Below are 14,519 nucleotides of genomic sequence, written 5' to 3' on the forward strand. Positions count from 1 at the left end.
AATTATGTGGCAATTTGTGGCAACGAGAAGAGAAGTGTGGCAAAGGTTGTGGCAATGTGGCAATTCTATTATATATTTGTGTCAATAAGAAAATACTTATAATATTAATAATCAGGCAGTTAATATTTTTGCCACAATTGCCACAAATGAATTGCCCAAAAATGGGTTCCTTGATTTTTAATTGCAACTTTTTCCCTAAAAACAAGGATTTTTAGCGAAAAGCAGATGATTTTTCCTAAAAACATAGGATTTATTCGATTATTTTTCCTAACTTTGCGGTGTTTATACAAATCAGAATATGAGTAAATTCGTAGTTTATGTAAAGGTCGAGCCATATTTGAAGCAGTGGCTCACCCATTCTTTCGGCGATCCCGTGGAATTCCCGTCCTGCAGCAACGAGAATGCTGTTCTGCGCCGGTTCCTCGCGAAGCGCCCGGTCAATAACCTACCTGAGCAACCTGGAGAGCGTGATGTTGCAATTAGCATACCTTACTCCAAGTCTAAAAGCCCAGAGACATACAACTTTCTTAGCGGTCATGCCAAGCAGGCACTCACCGAGAGCATCAACGATCTCTTCCGCATCAACATGTGGAGTGACCTCGGCGACCTCAATGACATGTCGTGCAAGAAGATGTCTGCATTCAGGTCCTGGTGTGAGCAGCAGGGTATTGATATTGAGTATGCAGAGACCATCCGCATGAAATGGTATCGCATGCGCAAGGCCTATCAGGAGAAAGGCATCAATCTTTTTAATCTTAAAAGATGCAAAAAAGACGATTTTTCCTAAGAAAATCTCATCTACTCTAGCCCTGTTTCTGTTCAACACCGAACAGATGCGAACAGACGCGAAATTTTTACAGCTTATGAAAAGACTTAGTTATATCTGCTGCGTGCAGCGCATACCAGTCAGCAAGTTGCCTTTCGATACACTTCTAGGCAATCACACTTTTGACATTCCCGAGAGCTGTGATTGGCCAGTAGTTAAGTGTCAGAAGCCTGCCAAACTCGAAATAACCGACAAAATAGAAGATGGTGTGCGTTTCTATACCCATAAACTCACCTTCCGTACATGCCGCGAAGACCTGGACATGAGGGACAACTATGCATATCTGGTCACCACCATCGAGGGCAAACGCTATCTCATTGGCAACAGGGAGCGGCCATATCCTATTATTAATATGTCAGATGTCCACCCTGATTCCCTTGGTACTTCTGCCATGATCGAATACACGGTTCAGTGGGGGAGCACCCGAAAAGCACCGTTGATAGCCTGATTTGCGTATTTTTCCGTTGGCAATTGCCATATTATCTTTGCATCAAAAAAGATAAGCGCATGAAATACGGAATGATGATATGCGGTACCATCGGAGCCGGCTACGACTGGTGGTCTGGCACCTACGGTACACGTTCCAAGGATGTCAAGGCCTACCTTGACGCTCACCCTGACGAGGAGGTGGACATTGCCGTCTCCTCGCCGGGTGGTTATGTTGATGAAGGCTTGACCATCTATCAACTTATCAAGGACCATGGACATGTCAACGTCCACATTATGGGCATGACCGCTTCCATCGCTACAGTCTTGTGCATGGGTGCCAAACATGTTGACATGTCAGTCGGCAGCACCATGCTCATTCACAATGCCTCCACAGGAGTCACGGTTTGGGAGTCTGCCAACAAGGAGAAGCTTGACGAAATCATCAAACTCTGGCAGAAGCAGCGCGATGACCTCGACACCATTGACAAGGTTATCGCTTCCGTCTATGCCAAACGCTCAGGCAAGACCAGCGAAGAGATGCTGAAGCAGATGGGCAAGGAAAATTGGTTGAGTCCGGAGCAAGCTTTAGAGTTGGGCCTCGTAGATGAGATCAGAGACCTTGATGACGAAGACATGAAGCGTCAGACCAATCTCTCCAAGCGCTTCACCAATGCTTTCTGCTCCAACTTGGGTTTGCCGCCACTTCCTGGAACAACCGCTGATGAGCCGTCAAAAACATTTCTCGAGAAGGCATTCGCCTCACTCAGGGATATGTTCAAGAATAATTCACATATTTCTAACATGAAGAAGAAATTCCTCAATCTTCAGACCCTCCTCAATCGCAAGGAGGATTTTGAGGTTACTGATGAGAAGATTACTCTCACCGATGCAGAGATGCAGAAAATCGAGGATGCTCTTGCCCAGAAACAGAAGGACTTGGATGACAAGTCTGCTGAGCTCGACAAAGCCAGCCAGGAGGTCAAGGACCTGAAGGCGAAGGTAGAGCAGAAGGACAAGGATATCCAGGACAAGGATACGGAGATCAAGGATCTCAAGGACGCACCGGGTTCTGATACCCATGATGACGTCACACCGGAGGTTGACAACGTTGACGCTGGTGAAATATACAAAGCTTTGAAGCAGATCAATTAAAATGGCAGCTTTAGACAATACAATTCAGATTACTCCTGATTCTCTGAAGACCAGCTTCGCTAAGTACCGCAAGGACATCATTCAGATGCCGGTACGCGCTCTTGACGAGGCTGCAAAATTCATGAGCCGACGCGTGGGCGTTCGTGGCAAGGAGACTGTCGGAGAGCTCGCAGGCGACATGGAGCTCGGGCCATACTCTCTTACTAGAAAGGATGAGAATGGCGTTACCATCACAGGCCGTACCTTGGAGACATTCCTTGGTTCATGCGTCAAGCCTTTTGAACCAAATGCTGTTCGTGAGTCTATCTGGGGCTCCAATGTTTTCCAGGGTGAAGCGCTCAAAAACCAGCCTATCACCAAACTGATTGGCATGTTCCTGGCAGGCAAGATAGGTGAAGCACTCTTCAAGAACCTCTTCACCATGAAGCGTAACCCAGCTGGCTCTGGTACCGCAGACCTCGCTGATGGCTTCAAGACTATCTCCGATGCAGACATCAAGGCCAAGGCGATTTCTGTAGAGAAGGGCAACCTCTTCAATACAACCGCGATGACTGGTGTCAACGCTGTCGATGCTGTCGAAGCATTCTATGATGCTGCCGATGCTAAACTGCAGGGCATCAATACATACATGTTCATGAACAGCCATGAACTCACGCTCTACCGCCGTTGTTATCGAGATAAATACGGAACAGTCAACTGGAACAATGAGTTCAACCACAACAAGATGGATGGTGCCAGCAACTGCACCCTCGTAGGTCTTGATAACGTGCCTAAGGGCTACAAGATCATCACTCCTGGCAGCAACATGCTCATCGGTTTGGCCACCGATGGCGACAAGGCAAACTTTGGTGTAGAGAGTTCTCTTGACTCTCACTTCCTGGTTGACTTCGTGGCAACCATGTACTTCGGTACTCAGTTTGAGACGATTTCCAAGGAGCGCATCCTCTTCGGTTACGACACTATCCCTTCAGAGTAGGGGATAGCTGTCCATGGTTATACATTATATTATATATTGATATATGGCAACAAAGAAAACATGTGCTTCAACCACAGACCTTTATGAGGATGTGTTGAAGTGTCCTGGAGAGAAGCGACTGCCGGGTACCAGAGCCTACGGCTTCTTCATTCCACGTCGTTACATCACAAAGTTTGCAGAGCCACAGAAGGAGACTGCAGCATCACTCAAGGATTATCTCGTCATCAAGGATAGCCACACCATTCAGGCAGACAAGATCTGGATTAAGATTGCCTTCATCACAGACAAGAGTTCCTTCTCGCCAGAGGCGCAGGGTGAGCATGGCTGCAAGACCATGAACCTCAAGGCAACAGCCGTCCTCCCAGGTACAGAGGAGGAAGCGTCTGCACTCGCTTCTCTGCTTCTCAATGAAGATGGTATCTTCATGATTCCTGAGCGCAACGGCAAGCTTCGTCAGTTCGGTGACGAGACCTTCGAGGTCGACGTGACACCTTCTCAGTCTTCTGGTGCAGGCATTGCAGACGAGACTAATACCACGCTGGAAATCTCTGCCAACTGCGAGACCATGCCTCCATTCTACTTCGGTACCCTCACAACTGCTGAAGGTACCATCTCTGGTAAGGATTGCAAGCCAGTGGAGGTCGCTGCTAGTACAGACGGCCATTAACATAGGATTCGATTTTCCTTCATAACTACTATGTGTGGCGGGGTGATGCTTACATGAGCTCGCCTCGCCATTTTAATTTTCTATTTATTATGAATGATCCGAAATTCACAGAGAAGTTGAAGAAGTGGTTTGACTGCGAGCATACCGATGCCAACATCAGGGAGGGAGCGCTGCTCCTCCTTCAGATGAATAACAACCGCCACCTCTATCAACTCATCAACTTCGACCCACAGGGCAAACTCGAGTTGCTCAAATATGAGCTGCAAAAACATCTCAACTATCGCATCGAAGGCATGACCATCGATGATGTCCGCAACTATGACAAGACAGTCACGCCAGTTCTTCAGACTGCGGTTGACAAGACCTCAGAAGCAGACAAGATTGCAAAGCAGCTAGCACCTCATCTTCCGGTCGTGGAGTCAGAAAACCTCGATTCCATCGTGCCTTCTGCCATCGTAGCCAAGGGCAAACGAGCAGATCATGACCAGTTGCCTGAAAACATCCAGGCTATCTGGGATAACAACTGCGCTCTTTGGAAAAAAATCAAGGAACACTTTGAGGCTTGCAAAGCTTACGACATGTCATGTGACAGATACGAGGGCTTGCATGCTGCCGACGAAGACTTCAAACGTATGCTCCTTACACTCAAGGAGGAGTACTATGCATACAAGCAGTCCATGGACGTCTACGACCATGCCAAGCCGGGTGATGCCGGGGAGAAGCAAGCGGATGAGCAGCCAGTAGCTGACATCACCTCCAAGCAGATAGGCAATGCTCGCTCCTACATCACCAAGAACCTTAACCAACTCATTGGATTCGTGGAGGCTGGCAACACAGACAAGGCTGATGCCTTGCGAGCTAAGGTCAATGAGCGGGTGCAGCTCTTGATTACAGCAAAGGCTGAAATCACCGCTGATACCATCGCCAAGCTTCAGCAGGCTGGCATAACCGTTGAGCAGCAGGCTTCAGACGATGGCGAGGAGCAGCCAGAGAGTGCAGAAGAGGAGGTTACAGATGAGGGCGAAGCAGATACAGCAAGTCCTGAAGCCGCTTCAGCAGAGTAGCTCGCAGGTCTTCCTTGGCCAAGGTCTTCACACCCTTGGTCTGTTGGGGTGGATTCTAGAGCAGACAGGTGCAGCGCACATTGCTGTCACCACCTTCTCCACATCCGATGCCTTCCTCTGTGGAGTCATCAACCTTCGCAAGCGAGGGTTGGTTGACTCCTCAGTGTTAGTGGCAGACATTAAAGCTTCAAGTAAAACTTTAAAGCTAAGTCGCTTGATGACAGAGGCTTTTGATGAAGTTAAACTGACGCTCAACCACTCCAAAGTCATGCTCGTTGCTAACAGCGAGTGGTTAGTCTCTGTGATTACATCTCAGAACCAGACGTATGGTGACCGTGCTGAGTGCACGTTCATCACGACTGACAGAGATGTCTATCTCAATCTCAATAACATGTTAAATAATTTGCTGGATGATACGACAACAATTTCCCTATCTGGAAGAGAGTGAACTTTACCTGCAGACGGTCTATGACCTGGCAAAGACCATGACACCGGTAGAAGAGGTGCCCATCATGATGGAACTGCCTCCTGACGAGGCCATGGCCATGCAGTTGGAGCTGCAGGAACCGCGCTCACCCTATCGACACCGCTACCTTAAAGGTTTAGCGGAGACCGCTAATGATTTACGCATCAACAATATAGCGCTCGCCAAGGTTGGCTCTCCTGGAGCCTACCAGTCCATCATGTCGCAACTCTCGCAGATTATGGCTAACCTCAGTTAGATATGAGTCTACCAGTCAACATTGATGACTACATGAAGTACATGCCTCTCAACGAGGATGAGCTTCAGGAACTTCACATCTCTGCCATCATCAAGGCGAGAGTGGAGCGGCTGCGTGGCTGCTACGCATTCTGGCTGCGCTATCCACGCTTTACCGTCAGGGAGATGGTTGATCAGGACAAGGCCATGTTCGGCGTAAGCGAGACACAGGCATACGATGATATTCATCTCTGCCAGGTCATGCTCGGCAATCTCAACGCCGCCTCAAAGGAGTTCTGGCGGTGGAAGGTAAACCAGGAGATAGACGAGGACCGCAAGGCTGCCAAGGCTGCAGGGGATTTCCGTGCCCTAGCCCAGATGCAGAAGAACCGCATCAAGAACAACCGCACCGACACACCTGATGAGCCTGAGCTTGCATTTGACAAGATCGTTCCTGTTGAGTTCCGCATGACAGATGATCCGACAGTCATCGGTTTGCAGAAGATTCCAAATCTTCGTGCAAAAATCAAAAAAATGGAGAAGCGCTACTCGATGCCGGACATCGAGGATGCTGACTTTGAAGAACTTCCAGATGATGACAGCAAGACCTAAGGAGTTATTTTTCAACGACGTGCAGTCGCGCGTCCTGCAGCTCATGCCTAAGACGCTGGTCTGCGAGTGGGGCCGTGGTACCGGAAAGGGTGTGGTCGAGGCTGGCCGCATCCTCTATGCCGTGCAGCACATGCCAGGCTCATGCCTGGGCATGGTGGCGCCATCCGTCAAGCGATGTCAGACCAACATCCTTCCTTCAGCTCTGGTCCACCTCGAGGAGTGGGGCTACAAGCGCGATGTCCACTACATCGTTGGCAAAAAACCGTGGAAGGCGCTGCATTGGCAGGAACCGCACTTCCAGCCTATGAACTGGGAGAATACCGTAGCCTTTTATAATGGTAGCTATCTCAATATCATCTCTCAGGACCGCAGCGGAACTTCCAACTCCCTCTCTCTCGACCATGTCTTCATCGACGAGGCGAAATTTATTGACTGGGAGCAGCTCAACAATGAGACGCTCCCGGCAAACCGTGGAAACAAGCAGTTGTTCGGTGACTGCTGTCTCCACCATGGTCTGACAATTACTTCAGATACATCGGCGACCAAAAAAGGTTCCTGGTTCATGTCGTGGGAGAAGAAGATGGATAAGGAGCTGATTGCTACTCTCGAGACGGTACTGGTGCATCTGCATAGCATCCGAAACAAGCTGGCTGCTCACCCAGAGCGGTACGATTACTACATGTCGCAGGTGCAGAAATACGAGAAGGTTCTGCACTCCCTCCGCTCCTATGCCCTGGTGTATTCCAGGTGCTCGAGCATTCAGAACCTCGCAGTTCTGGGCGAGGACTTCATCAGACAGATGAAGCGAGACCTGCCAAAGATGACCTTCCTCACGAGCATCATGTGCCAGCATGTAGGCATTGCACAGGATGGTTTCTACTCCGGGCTTGATGAGGATCGCAACTTCTATACGGCACCGAACACCAGGTTCCTCAATGACCTGCAGTATAAGTTCGACCCTAAGCACGACAAGCCGGACTGCCGCATGGATGGCGACCTGGAGGACGGTTTACCGCTGATCATTGGTTCCGATGCCAACAACAACATCAACTGTCTCGTTGTCGGGCAGGTGGGTTCCGATACCAAGCTGCGCATCGTCAACTCATTCTATGTGAAGTATGACAAGAAGTTGCCTGAGCTGGCTCAGGACTTCTGCGATTATTACAAGTATCTCAAGAACAAGCGAGTCATCTTCTACTACGATGCCACCTTCGTGGGCAACTCCTATGCAACCCACAACGATAAATTCTACCAGATTATCACCAAGGTGCTGCGAAGGAATGGATGGCTCGTTACGGAGGTCTACATCGGCAAGCCGATGAACCATCTTGAGAAGCAGTTGCTCATCGACCGCATGTTCAAGGGACATGCGCGCCACATGGTTCTCATCAACCAGGACAATAACGAGGACCTGATCATCTCAATCGAGAGTGCCGGCTGTTACAACAACGGCAAGGATAAGCGAGGTGAGAAACTCGTGGAGACAGATGAAGACCGTCTTGAGAACCGAACCGACTTCTCCGATGCCTTCGATACCGTTTGCATAGGCGTTGATAAGTTCCCTCAGACCGTCCTCTACACGGGAGGCATGAGCAACTATTACCCTAGATAGGCTTTTTTCGATAATGATTTATATAGCTTTAATGTAGTTTATTCTTTATTTATTTTATGATTCCTTGGCTGCTTGCTCGTGAGAGTAGGCAGCCTTTTTACTTTCTTGGTGTGTGAGAAAGCGGTATCTCCGATGGTGAGTTTGATGCTGTTCCGTACTTTTTTTATTGCATTCTCCGCCGCCCGTCATGTGTTCCCATCCGAAATTTCCTATGCAAAGGTAGCTTCTGGCGATTCAAACCTGTGCATGAACCTGGGTTAACAAAAGCCAAAGGTTCTTCACGCTTCACTAAACCTTTACCTTTTGTTAACACAGAACCCCACACCTGTTTGCCTCTGCCAGCGCATTGTTAAAGCATAGGAAAAATCGAAAGGGCACACCGGGCTTTGAACGGAATGCAATTAAAAAAAATACTCCACAGCAGGAGTGGGAAAAATCTCTGGACTCCCAAACATTACCAGAATACAATTTCAAACTTTATAAAATTTTTCGATATGAGACAGAATTATTTCTTAGAGTACGTTCCAAACGCTTACATCAACCTTTGCGTTGACAAGGCACAGCAGATGGCAAACAACCGCTTCGTCTACGACTTCAAGGCAGGCGAAAAGAAGGCGGCACACCTCTGCGCTGAGTGGCTAGTTCGCTATCTTACAAAGCAGTATAGCAGTATCTTAGAGGACTTCGTTGTAGTCTTTGCTCCATGCAGCACCCAATGGAAATATAACAAGCGATTCGGCTATCTCGCAGCCATCCTCAATGCAGCAGGCATCATGACCGCAAACGAGCACGTTCACATCTTTGGAGAGCGCAAGCCAACCCACAACGGAGGCAGCCACGTAGTTAACGAAGACATTTATCACGTTTCCGTTGATGGCGAGTACTTCAAAGGCAAGCAGGTCATTCTATTCGACGACCTGCTGACTAGCGGCAAGACCATCGAGGACTTCAGAAGAAAGTTGGAGGCGGCAGGTGCTTATGTGGAGAGAGAAATCTTTTTGGCTCGCACAATTCACCACGACCCAATAAGCAACAGAGGCGTGTTGCAGGAGATGGCAGAAGGCTTTTATGAGGCAGTTGCACACTCAAAGAGATGTTTCCCACAGGGTGTTAATATCATCAAGAAATCAAACAACAACTATAATAAAGTAGCGTAACATGAAGAAGTACAATGATATACTAGCAGACGAGCGACCAGAGTTCAAGGCAGCTAATTACGGATTCGATTCACTCAGTAACACCGAATTGTTATCCATGGTAATCAACAGAGGGGCAGGAACAGCCGAAAGCCTAAGCCAGGCTAGGCAACTGATGAACATGGCAGACAACAACCTCAGTAACCTTGCAAAGTTATCCATGGACGAAATGCAGGTAGTGCAGGGAATAGGCGACTGCAAGGCGTTGGCAGTACTCGCAGCTTTGGAACTAGGCAAGCGCAGGGCAGTGGAGAAGTTGGGCAGCAAGCCCGACATGGGCAGCAGTCTAGCCATATACAACTACATGCTTCCGCAGATGGCAGACCTAAAGGTGGAGCAGGCACACGCCATCTTTATGAACCAAAATTTCAGACTCATCAAGAGCGTGAAACTGAGCGAAGGAGGGATAACAGAGACTTCAGTGGATATTCGTATCCTCATGAGGGAGGCAGTCTTGAGCGGTGCAACCATCATGGCATTCGTGCACAATCACCCATCTGGCAACACGCAGCCAAGCAAGGCGGACGATGTGCTGACCCAGCAGATAGCCAAGGCTTGTCAAGTCATGCGCCTCTTCTTTATGGACCATGTGATAGTAACAGATGGAGCATTCTACAGCTATCACGACAAGGGCAGACTATAGGAACCATGGGCAACGTGATAGGAACACGTTGCCCTTTCTCTTTCTTGCAATCTTGCTGATAACCGCGGATAAAGGGAGGGGGATAGAGATAGCGAGAGCGATGGCAATTCGGGGCAGCAGTCGGGGAAAGGGGCAATTGCCACATGAAAAATCCCTTACATATACCGCTCCAGTCAGCCGTGGCAATTGCCTCCGAGCGTAGGGCGGTGGGGGCTATGCTTACAGCAAGGCACGCCCTTTTTTGCTCCAACTTTTCAAAAATCCATGATTTTCAGCAAGTTGGCAAAAATGACCGTGGAAAATTTGTGCAAAATGCCCAAATTTTGCAATCAATTGCCATTGATTGCCCGCTCGAAAACGGCTACTTATGCCAATTTCCATGAAATTGCCACAAGAAACGAGCCGTTTTCGAGCGAACCCCTACATTGCATTTCGGGGTAAAAGAGGTAATAACATTGTTTGACATCATTCAAGAATGATGAGAAAAAGAGGTAAAAACCGTGTTTGATGGGGGTGAAATGTTAAAAATGAGTTAATTATAAAAGAAAGTTTATGTTTTATTTGGTTATTAAAAGAATTTTATGTATCTTTGCATCGTGAATAGATAACTAGATGTTTAACAATTTAAAATTCAACAGATGAATGAAGAAGAGTTAGAAAAGCAGATTAGAATTAAGAAGAAACTGCTAAGTGATTACATCAGGCTGAGAGAAGCTTATCACATTGATGATGAAACTTATTGGAAGTTTACAGACAGCGTTTTAGACCAGCTTTCAGTTCTGATTAAGAAAAGAAAAAAGAAGTAAAAACTTACCCCTCCTTCGGGAGGGGATTTAAAAAATAAAAGATATGAATAATAATACGGATTTACTTAAGGAATACGCTTCTCTTGCAGGCAAGGAAGACGAAAAGAGCGAAGCTCGCAAAACAGAAATTTTAAACTACATCAAATTAAATGCTGATGATAGTGATAGAGAGGAAGCAAAGGCTTTCATCAACCAAAAGATGGAGCAGCTTCAGAGTGAAGTCCTGACTTTGCGTGAGCAGCTTGCAGAGGAAGATTACAAGTTGCTGCCACTTCGTTACATCGCACAGAATTACTTCGGCAAAAGCGCAGCATGGCTCTCTCAGCGTCTCAATGGCTCAGAGGTTCGCGGTCATGTTTACACGCTCAATTCCGAGCAGAAAGATATTTTCAATCGTGCCGTCCAGGAGATTGGACAACGCATTAGCTCTTTGCAGTTAGCATAGGGTTATCTATTCACACATCGTCCCCGACACAGAGCCGTGCCGGGGATTTCTTATTGTTCACATTAAAACATTTTTTATTATGGTTTATTCCGAAAGACAGATGAGAGTGGCAGATGCTACAATTAAGCAACTTCTTGCAAATGAGACCGCAATGGTCAGAGAGTCAATGCTAGCTTATGTTGACGAGTTGTCTGATGACAGAGTTCTTGCCAATGATGTGGTGACTATGTTGGAGATTGATGGCTTGATAGTTTATACAGGAGATTACGATTGGAGGGCTCAGCTTACAGACAAGGGATGCAAGGCTGCACAAATGGGGTTGGCTAGATACCTCAAACGTCAAAAACTGATGGAGAAACTGAAGGAGTATAAGCTGTTCGTGGGTATAGCTAGTGCTACGGTCTCTTTTGTGTCGATGCTGATAACACTTGCACTTACTATTTACAATGCAGTAAAATTATAAGGGCACATAATACAGACACGATGGCGCAAACAACATTGGCCAGTGTGATTATAATGTCGTAAAATAAATCTTTTCTTTCCATACCTTAATATATATTATTTACTAAAACCGTTGCAAATATACGGAATTTTATTGAATATCTGTGGAATTTTATTGAATAACCGTGGAAAAACAGAGAAAAACGGAGAATTTCGTGGAATTTTGTGGAATTTTCACGGAAAATACGTGGAAAATCATTCCTTTTTATTCCTTTTCTTTCCATTTCATTCCTCAAACTCTTGCCAGTTGACCCATTTTCGCGGTCGTTTCCGGTCATTCGCGGTCGTTTTTGCGGTCATATCTGGAGAAAATCAGAGAATTTCGGAGAAAAATGGAGAATATCGGAGAAAAATGGAGAATATCGGGGAAATCATTCCGTTTTCATTCCTTTTCTTTCCACTTCATTACACTTTCATTCCTTTTTATTCCTCAACCCCTAGATTTTCTTCCCCAAATGTTAAATCTTACTGGATATAACAAAAAAGTTATCTTTTTATTTGGTAGAACATAACTTTTTTGTTATCTTTGCATCGTCTTTCAGACAAAGAGATCTTTTAATTAATTAAATTCCTTACATAAGATGAAAACTAGTCAACTAGTTAGACAGCTGAACCGAGCGGGATGCTTCGTTGTTCGGCATGGTGGAAATCACGACGTTTGGTATAGTCCTATTACAGGACTCAAATGTCCGGTTCCACGACACGGCAGTCGGGAAGTCCCTAAAAAGACTTACGACAGTATTCTAGAAAGATTGCTCGGGCTTTAAGCCCGGCAATTTTTCTCTAGTTGACCAAGTTCGTTGAGACGGATGGAGTGGTTGGTTTTAAGGTCTCTTTTTAATTGGTTTAAAAGTATGGCAACAAAAGTAACGATACAGGTAGAGAAAGGCAAGCAGGAGAAGAACTTCTCTTGCTTCATGGTTGATGAACTTCCTGACTTTGCACTTGCTGGGTATGGTAACACAGCCAAGCAAGCTATTGAGGATATGTATGTGGCGCAGAAGGAAATCAAAGAGCTTCTTGAAGAGGAGGGCAAGCAGATGCCTGAGTTGGAGTTCGTGTTCCGGTTTGACATCGGTTCGTTCTTCGATTATTACTCATACCTCAATATGAGCGGAGTGGCGAAAAAGGCGGGTGTCAATGCATCACTTATGCGCCAGTATGCCATGGGTAAGCATGAACCTAGCCAGAAGCGCAAGCAGCAGATTTTGGACTGTCTGCGTCAGATTTCACAAGAAATGCAAACTGCCGTGATTTAGTTCACTGACAGTTTTCATATAATTATGTAGGAAATTTAATTAAGATCTCTGAGCCCTCCGTGCGTGACGCATCGGGGGCTTTTTTGTTCCTTTTCATTCCTCAACCCCATGTTTTTATGCTCTACAACATAAAAAAGTCATTTATTTCAAAATTTCCAGCATTTTTTTTTGGCGGTTCCATTTTTTCTCCTTACATTGCAAGAAGTTTTAAAATATCATGGTATGAAAAAAATAATTTTAATGTTGGTTATCGCCTTGATAACTATGGGCGCTAAAGCGCAAAGTGTTGTACAAACAGAGGATGGAAAGTATCCTGTCTATTGTACAATGATGGCTTATAATGCTTGGGGCATTGGAAAAATTAAAATCCAACTAGACCTTGGTGAAGTATCTTCTGGACACTCCTTTGAAGCTATATGGGATGAGAATGGAAAGCCTATGAAATTCAATACTGCTATGGATGCTGTAAATTATATGGCTAAGCGTGGATGGAAGTTAGAGATGACCACAGCTGTTCAAAACGTTGTGCATTATATTATGGTCAAAAGAATTAGCAAAGACTCAGAAATCAGAGAAGGTTTGGTCGCTAAACCTGAATAATGTGTTTTATAACATAAAAAAGAAAGAAAAAAGGCAAGAGTTGAAAAATTCTTGCCTTTTTTTTTGGCGGTTCCAATTATTCTTCTTACCTTTGCCAACGCTTATAAGAAGATTGTAATCAATCCGGCTGGGTGACCGTTATCGCCTATGGCTTCTAGCCGCAGGCTTTTTTTATGCCTAGGAAAATCTTTTTTCCAACTGGGAAAATAATTTTTTCCAACTGGGAAAATAGATATGCCCAATACATGGCGGCTGCATGAACCGTAAGAATTGAAATATCCATCCGGATGAGTCATCTTCTTATAAGCAACGGGGAATGCAGCCGCCACCCTTTTGTACAATCGGCTGTTAATGCTTATAAGAAGATGCAATATGCAGAATTCTATTTTATTAAGTGATGCGCAGGTGAGACCTGCAGGCATCAGCGTTGAGGAGGGTATCAATACCCTCAAGTGTGAAATCAAGAAGCTCGCCAAGACCAAGAGCGAGACCTTCAGCTATATCTGCGGGGAGACCGTGACCTATGGAGAGGTTGTGCTCACCATGGTTGGTTTCGCAGCTGTGATGGCGATGGTCATGATTGGTGGTTTCATTTTCGGAGGGGAGGTAGCATGATGGTGAGCAGAATGACTACAGAGCTGTTTCATGCTCAGCTGGAGGAGAACATCGTGAGAGCTGCTGACGAGCGCAAGCGCCACCAGGCAGAGTTGCAAGTTATAAGCCGGAATTACGAGAGCTCGTTGGACAGTATTGAACGCATGGAGGATGAAGCAGGGGAAAACTACCGCCGTGCCCGTAATGCTTTCGAGGATGCCAAGAAAGAATATCAGGAAGCACTCCGTGAATGCAGAAAGCATCGCAACGAGGCAGGATTTCTCAGAGACAAGGCGAAGGTCGAGGAGACTAATCTCTGGACTCTCAACAACAATACCATCCAGAGCGACCGCCACAAAATCTTTGAGAGATACCGAGAAGCGGGGGAGGTCGTCCGAAAACTTAATTAGGGAAGCAAACAACTGAATTGAGCATTT

22 protein-coding genes are annotated in these 14,519 nt (G+C 46.3%); 20 read left to right on the forward strand and 2 right to left on the reverse strand.

The features are described from left to right. The first annotated feature begins 298 nt into the window (after positions 1–298). From KSW37_RS11475 to KSW37_RS11530, 12 genes are all read left to right on the forward strand, one after another. On the forward strand, positions 299–787 hold the full coding sequence (locus KSW37_RS11475) for a hypothetical protein (protein ID WP_217314546.1): 489 nt from the start codon (positions 299–301) through the stop codon (positions 785–787). Positions 788–863: 76 nt separating this feature from the next. Further along, the gene (locus KSW37_RS11480; protein ID WP_217314547.1) at positions 864–1,274 is read left to right on the forward strand and encodes a hypothetical protein; all 411 of its coding nucleotides are present in this window, start codon (positions 864–866) and stop codon (positions 1,272–1,274) included. Between the two features lie 59 nt (positions 1,275–1,333). After that, complete coding sequence (locus KSW37_RS11485; RefSeq protein WP_217314548.1) at positions 1,334–2,407, forward strand: Clp protease ClpP; 1,074 nt, start codon at positions 1,334–1,336, stop codon at positions 2,405–2,407. 1 nt (position 2,408) lies between these two features. Then, positions 2,409–3,383, forward strand: coding sequence for a hypothetical protein (locus tag KSW37_RS11490; RefSeq protein ID WP_217314549.1), 975 nt, complete (start codon positions 2,409–2,411; stop codon positions 3,381–3,383). 43 nt (positions 3,384–3,426) lie between these two features. Then, positions 3,427–4,050, forward strand: a complete 624-nt coding sequence (locus KSW37_RS11495) for a hypothetical protein (protein WP_217314550.1) — start codon at positions 3,427–3,429, stop codon at positions 4,048–4,050. Between the two features lie 89 nt (positions 4,051–4,139). After that, a complete protein-coding gene (locus KSW37_RS11500) occupies positions 4,140–5,114 on the forward strand; it encodes a hypothetical protein (protein ID WP_217314551.1) in 975 nt (324 codons plus the stop codon). Next, the gene (locus KSW37_RS11505; protein WP_217314552.1) at positions 5,065–5,562 is read left to right on the forward strand and encodes a C4-dicarboxylate ABC transporter; all 498 of its coding nucleotides are present in this window, start codon (positions 5,065–5,067) and stop codon (positions 5,560–5,562) included. The genes KSW37_RS11500 and KSW37_RS11505 overlap by 50 nt, the downstream gene beginning before the upstream one ends. Continuing rightward, positions 5,525–5,836 (forward strand): hypothetical protein, encoded by a 312-nt coding sequence (locus KSW37_RS11510; protein ID WP_217314553.1) that lies wholly within the window; start codon positions 5,525–5,527, stop codon positions 5,834–5,836. The genes KSW37_RS11505 and KSW37_RS11510 overlap by 38 nt, the downstream gene beginning before the upstream one ends. A 2-nt stretch (positions 5,837–5,838) precedes the next feature. Continuing rightward, on the forward strand, positions 5,839–6,426 hold the full coding sequence (locus KSW37_RS11515; RefSeq protein ID WP_217314554.1) for a hypothetical protein: 588 nt from the start codon (positions 5,839–5,841) through the stop codon (positions 6,424–6,426). Then, entirely contained in the window at positions 6,407–8,038 is a 1,632-nt protein-coding gene (locus KSW37_RS11520) for a hypothetical protein (RefSeq protein ID WP_217314555.1), read from the forward strand. Before KSW37_RS11515 ends, KSW37_RS11520 begins: the two co-directional genes overlap by 20 nt. Before the next feature lie 494 nt (positions 8,039–8,532). Beyond that, positions 8,533–9,195 carry a phosphoribosyltransferase gene (locus tag KSW37_RS11525; RefSeq protein WP_217314556.1) on the forward strand — a complete coding sequence of 221 codons (663 nt, stop codon included), beginning with the start codon at positions 8,533–8,535 and terminating at the stop codon, positions 9,193–9,195. 1 nt (position 9,196) lies between these two features. Next, positions 9,197–9,877, forward strand: a complete 681-nt coding sequence (locus KSW37_RS11530; protein WP_217314557.1) for a JAB domain-containing protein — start codon at positions 9,197–9,199, stop codon at positions 9,875–9,877. A gap of 219 nt (positions 9,878–10,096) precedes the next feature. On the opposite strand, the gene KSW37_RS11535 is transcribed toward KSW37_RS11530, so the two are convergent. Further along, positions 10,097–10,258 carry a hypothetical protein gene (locus KSW37_RS11535; protein ID WP_217314558.1) on the reverse strand — a complete coding sequence of 54 codons (162 nt, stop codon included), beginning with the start codon at positions 10,256–10,258 and terminating at the stop codon, positions 10,097–10,099. A gap of 257 nt (positions 10,259–10,515) precedes the next feature. On the opposite strand from KSW37_RS11535, the gene KSW37_RS11540 reads away from it, so the two are divergent. From KSW37_RS11540 to KSW37_RS11565, 6 genes are all read left to right on the forward strand, one after another. Then, a complete protein-coding gene (locus tag KSW37_RS11540) occupies positions 10,516–10,683 on the forward strand; it encodes a hypothetical protein (protein ID WP_153094837.1) in 168 nt (55 codons plus the stop codon). A 43-nt stretch (positions 10,684–10,726) separates the two neighbouring features. After that, complete coding sequence (locus tag KSW37_RS11545; protein WP_119237283.1) at positions 10,727–11,128, forward strand: DUF5053 domain-containing protein; 402 nt, start codon at positions 10,727–10,729, stop codon at positions 11,126–11,128. A 166-nt stretch (positions 11,129–11,294) separates the two neighbouring features. Next, complete coding sequence (locus KSW37_RS11550) at positions 11,295–11,591, forward strand: hypothetical protein (RefSeq protein ID WP_217743475.1); 297 nt, start codon at positions 11,295–11,297, stop codon at positions 11,589–11,591. Positions 11,592–12,210: 619 nt separating this feature from the next. After that, a complete protein-coding gene (locus KSW37_RS11555) occupies positions 12,211–12,396 on the forward strand; it encodes a type II toxin-antitoxin system HicA family toxin (RefSeq protein WP_217314560.1) in 186 nt (61 codons plus the stop codon). 87 nt (positions 12,397–12,483) lie between these two features. Further along, positions 12,484–12,888 (forward strand): pilus assembly protein HicB, encoded by a 405-nt coding sequence (locus tag KSW37_RS11560; protein WP_254368638.1) that lies wholly within the window; start codon positions 12,484–12,486, stop codon positions 12,886–12,888. A 222-nt stretch (positions 12,889–13,110) separates the two neighbouring features. Continuing rightward, entirely contained in the window at positions 13,111–13,488 is a 378-nt protein-coding gene (locus tag KSW37_RS11565) for a hypothetical protein (protein WP_217314562.1), read from the forward strand. A gap of 101 nt (positions 13,489–13,589) precedes the next feature. Here KSW37_RS11565 and KSW37_RS11570 read toward each other — a convergent pair whose 3' ends face one another. After that, the gene (locus KSW37_RS11570) at positions 13,590–13,784 is read right to left on the reverse strand and encodes a hypothetical protein (protein ID WP_217314563.1); all 195 of its coding nucleotides are present in this window, start codon (positions 13,782–13,784) and stop codon (positions 13,590–13,592) included. 76 nt (positions 13,785–13,860) lie between these two features. On the opposite strand from KSW37_RS11570, the gene KSW37_RS11575 reads away from it, so the two are divergent. Continuing rightward, positions 13,861–14,103, forward strand: a complete 243-nt coding sequence (locus tag KSW37_RS11575; protein WP_217314564.1) for a hypothetical protein — start codon at positions 13,861–13,863, stop codon at positions 14,101–14,103. Further along, positions 14,100–14,492, forward strand: coding sequence for a hypothetical protein (locus KSW37_RS11580; RefSeq protein WP_217743476.1), 393 nt, complete (start codon positions 14,100–14,102; stop codon positions 14,490–14,492). The genes KSW37_RS11575 and KSW37_RS11580 overlap by 4 nt, the downstream gene beginning before the upstream one ends. Positions 14,493–14,519: the final 27 nt, after the last annotated feature.

It is taken from the genome of Segatella copri, from assembly GCF_019127135.1.
In the GTDB taxonomy this organism is placed as follows: Bacteria; Bacteroidota; Bacteroidia; order Bacteroidales; family Bacteroidaceae; genus Prevotella.

Bases quoted from the DNA above. Each gene is read 5' to 3' on its own strand.
- KSW37_RS11475 (WP_217314546.1), top strand. From the start codon at position 299: ATGAGTAAATTCGTAGTTTATGTAAAGGTCGAGCCATATTTGAAGCAG.
- KSW37_RS11480 (WP_217314547.1), top strand. From the start codon at position 864: ATGAAAAGACTTAGTTATATCTGCTGCGTGCAGCGCATACCAGTCAGC.
- KSW37_RS11485 (WP_217314548.1), top strand. From the start codon at position 1,334: ATGAAATACGGAATGATGATATGCGGTACCATCGGAGCCGGCTACGAC.
- KSW37_RS11490 (WP_217314549.1), top strand. From the start codon at position 2,409: ATGGCAGCTTTAGACAATACAATTCAGATTACTCCTGATTCTCTGAAG.
- KSW37_RS11495 (WP_217314550.1), top strand. From the start codon at position 3,427: ATGGCAACAAAGAAAACATGTGCTTCAACCACAGACCTTTATGAGGAT.
- KSW37_RS11500 (WP_217314551.1), top strand. From the start codon at position 4,140: ATGAATGATCCGAAATTCACAGAGAAGTTGAAGAAGTGGTTTGACTGC.
- KSW37_RS11505 (WP_217314552.1), top strand. From the start codon at position 5,065: ATGAGGGCGAAGCAGATACAGCAAGTCCTGAAGCCGCTTCAGCAGAGT.
- KSW37_RS11510 (WP_217314553.1), top strand. From the start codon at position 5,525: ATGATACGACAACAATTTCCCTATCTGGAAGAGAGTGAACTTTACCTG.
- KSW37_RS11515 (WP_217314554.1), top strand. From the start codon at position 5,839: ATGAGTCTACCAGTCAACATTGATGACTACATGAAGTACATGCCTCTC.
- KSW37_RS11520 (WP_217314555.1), top strand. From the start codon at position 6,407: ATGATGACAGCAAGACCTAAGGAGTTATTTTTCAACGACGTGCAGTCG.
- KSW37_RS11525 (WP_217314556.1), top strand. From the start codon at position 8,533: ATGAGACAGAATTATTTCTTAGAGTACGTTCCAAACGCTTACATCAAC.
- KSW37_RS11530 (WP_217314557.1), top strand. From the start codon at position 9,197: ATGAAGAAGTACAATGATATACTAGCAGACGAGCGACCAGAGTTCAAG.
- KSW37_RS11535 (WP_217314558.1), bottom strand. From the start codon at position 10,258: ATGGAAATTGGCATAAGTAGCCGTTTTCGAGCGGGCAATCAATGGCAA.
- KSW37_RS11540 (WP_153094837.1), top strand. From the start codon at position 10,516: ATGAATGAAGAAGAGTTAGAAAAGCAGATTAGAATTAAGAAGAAACTG.
- KSW37_RS11545 (WP_119237283.1), top strand. From the start codon at position 10,727: ATGAATAATAATACGGATTTACTTAAGGAATACGCTTCTCTTGCAGGC.
- KSW37_RS11550 (WP_217743475.1), top strand. From the start codon at position 11,295: ATGCTAGCTTATGTTGACGAGTTGTCTGATGACAGAGTTCTTGCCAAT.
- KSW37_RS11555 (WP_217314560.1), top strand. From the start codon at position 12,211: ATGAAAACTAGTCAACTAGTTAGACAGCTGAACCGAGCGGGATGCTTC.
- KSW37_RS11560 (WP_254368638.1), top strand. From the start codon at position 12,484: ATGGCAACAAAAGTAACGATACAGGTAGAGAAAGGCAAGCAGGAGAAG.
- KSW37_RS11565 (WP_217314562.1), top strand. From the start codon at position 13,111: ATGAAAAAAATAATTTTAATGTTGGTTATCGCCTTGATAACTATGGGC.
- KSW37_RS11570 (WP_217314563.1), bottom strand. From the start codon at position 13,784: ATGACTCATCCGGATGGATATTTCAATTCTTACGGTTCATGCAGCCGC.
- KSW37_RS11575 (WP_217314564.1), top strand. From the start codon at position 13,861: ATGCAGAATTCTATTTTATTAAGTGATGCGCAGGTGAGACCTGCAGGC.
- KSW37_RS11580 (WP_217743476.1), top strand. From the start codon at position 14,100: ATGATGGTGAGCAGAATGACTACAGAGCTGTTTCATGCTCAGCTGGAG.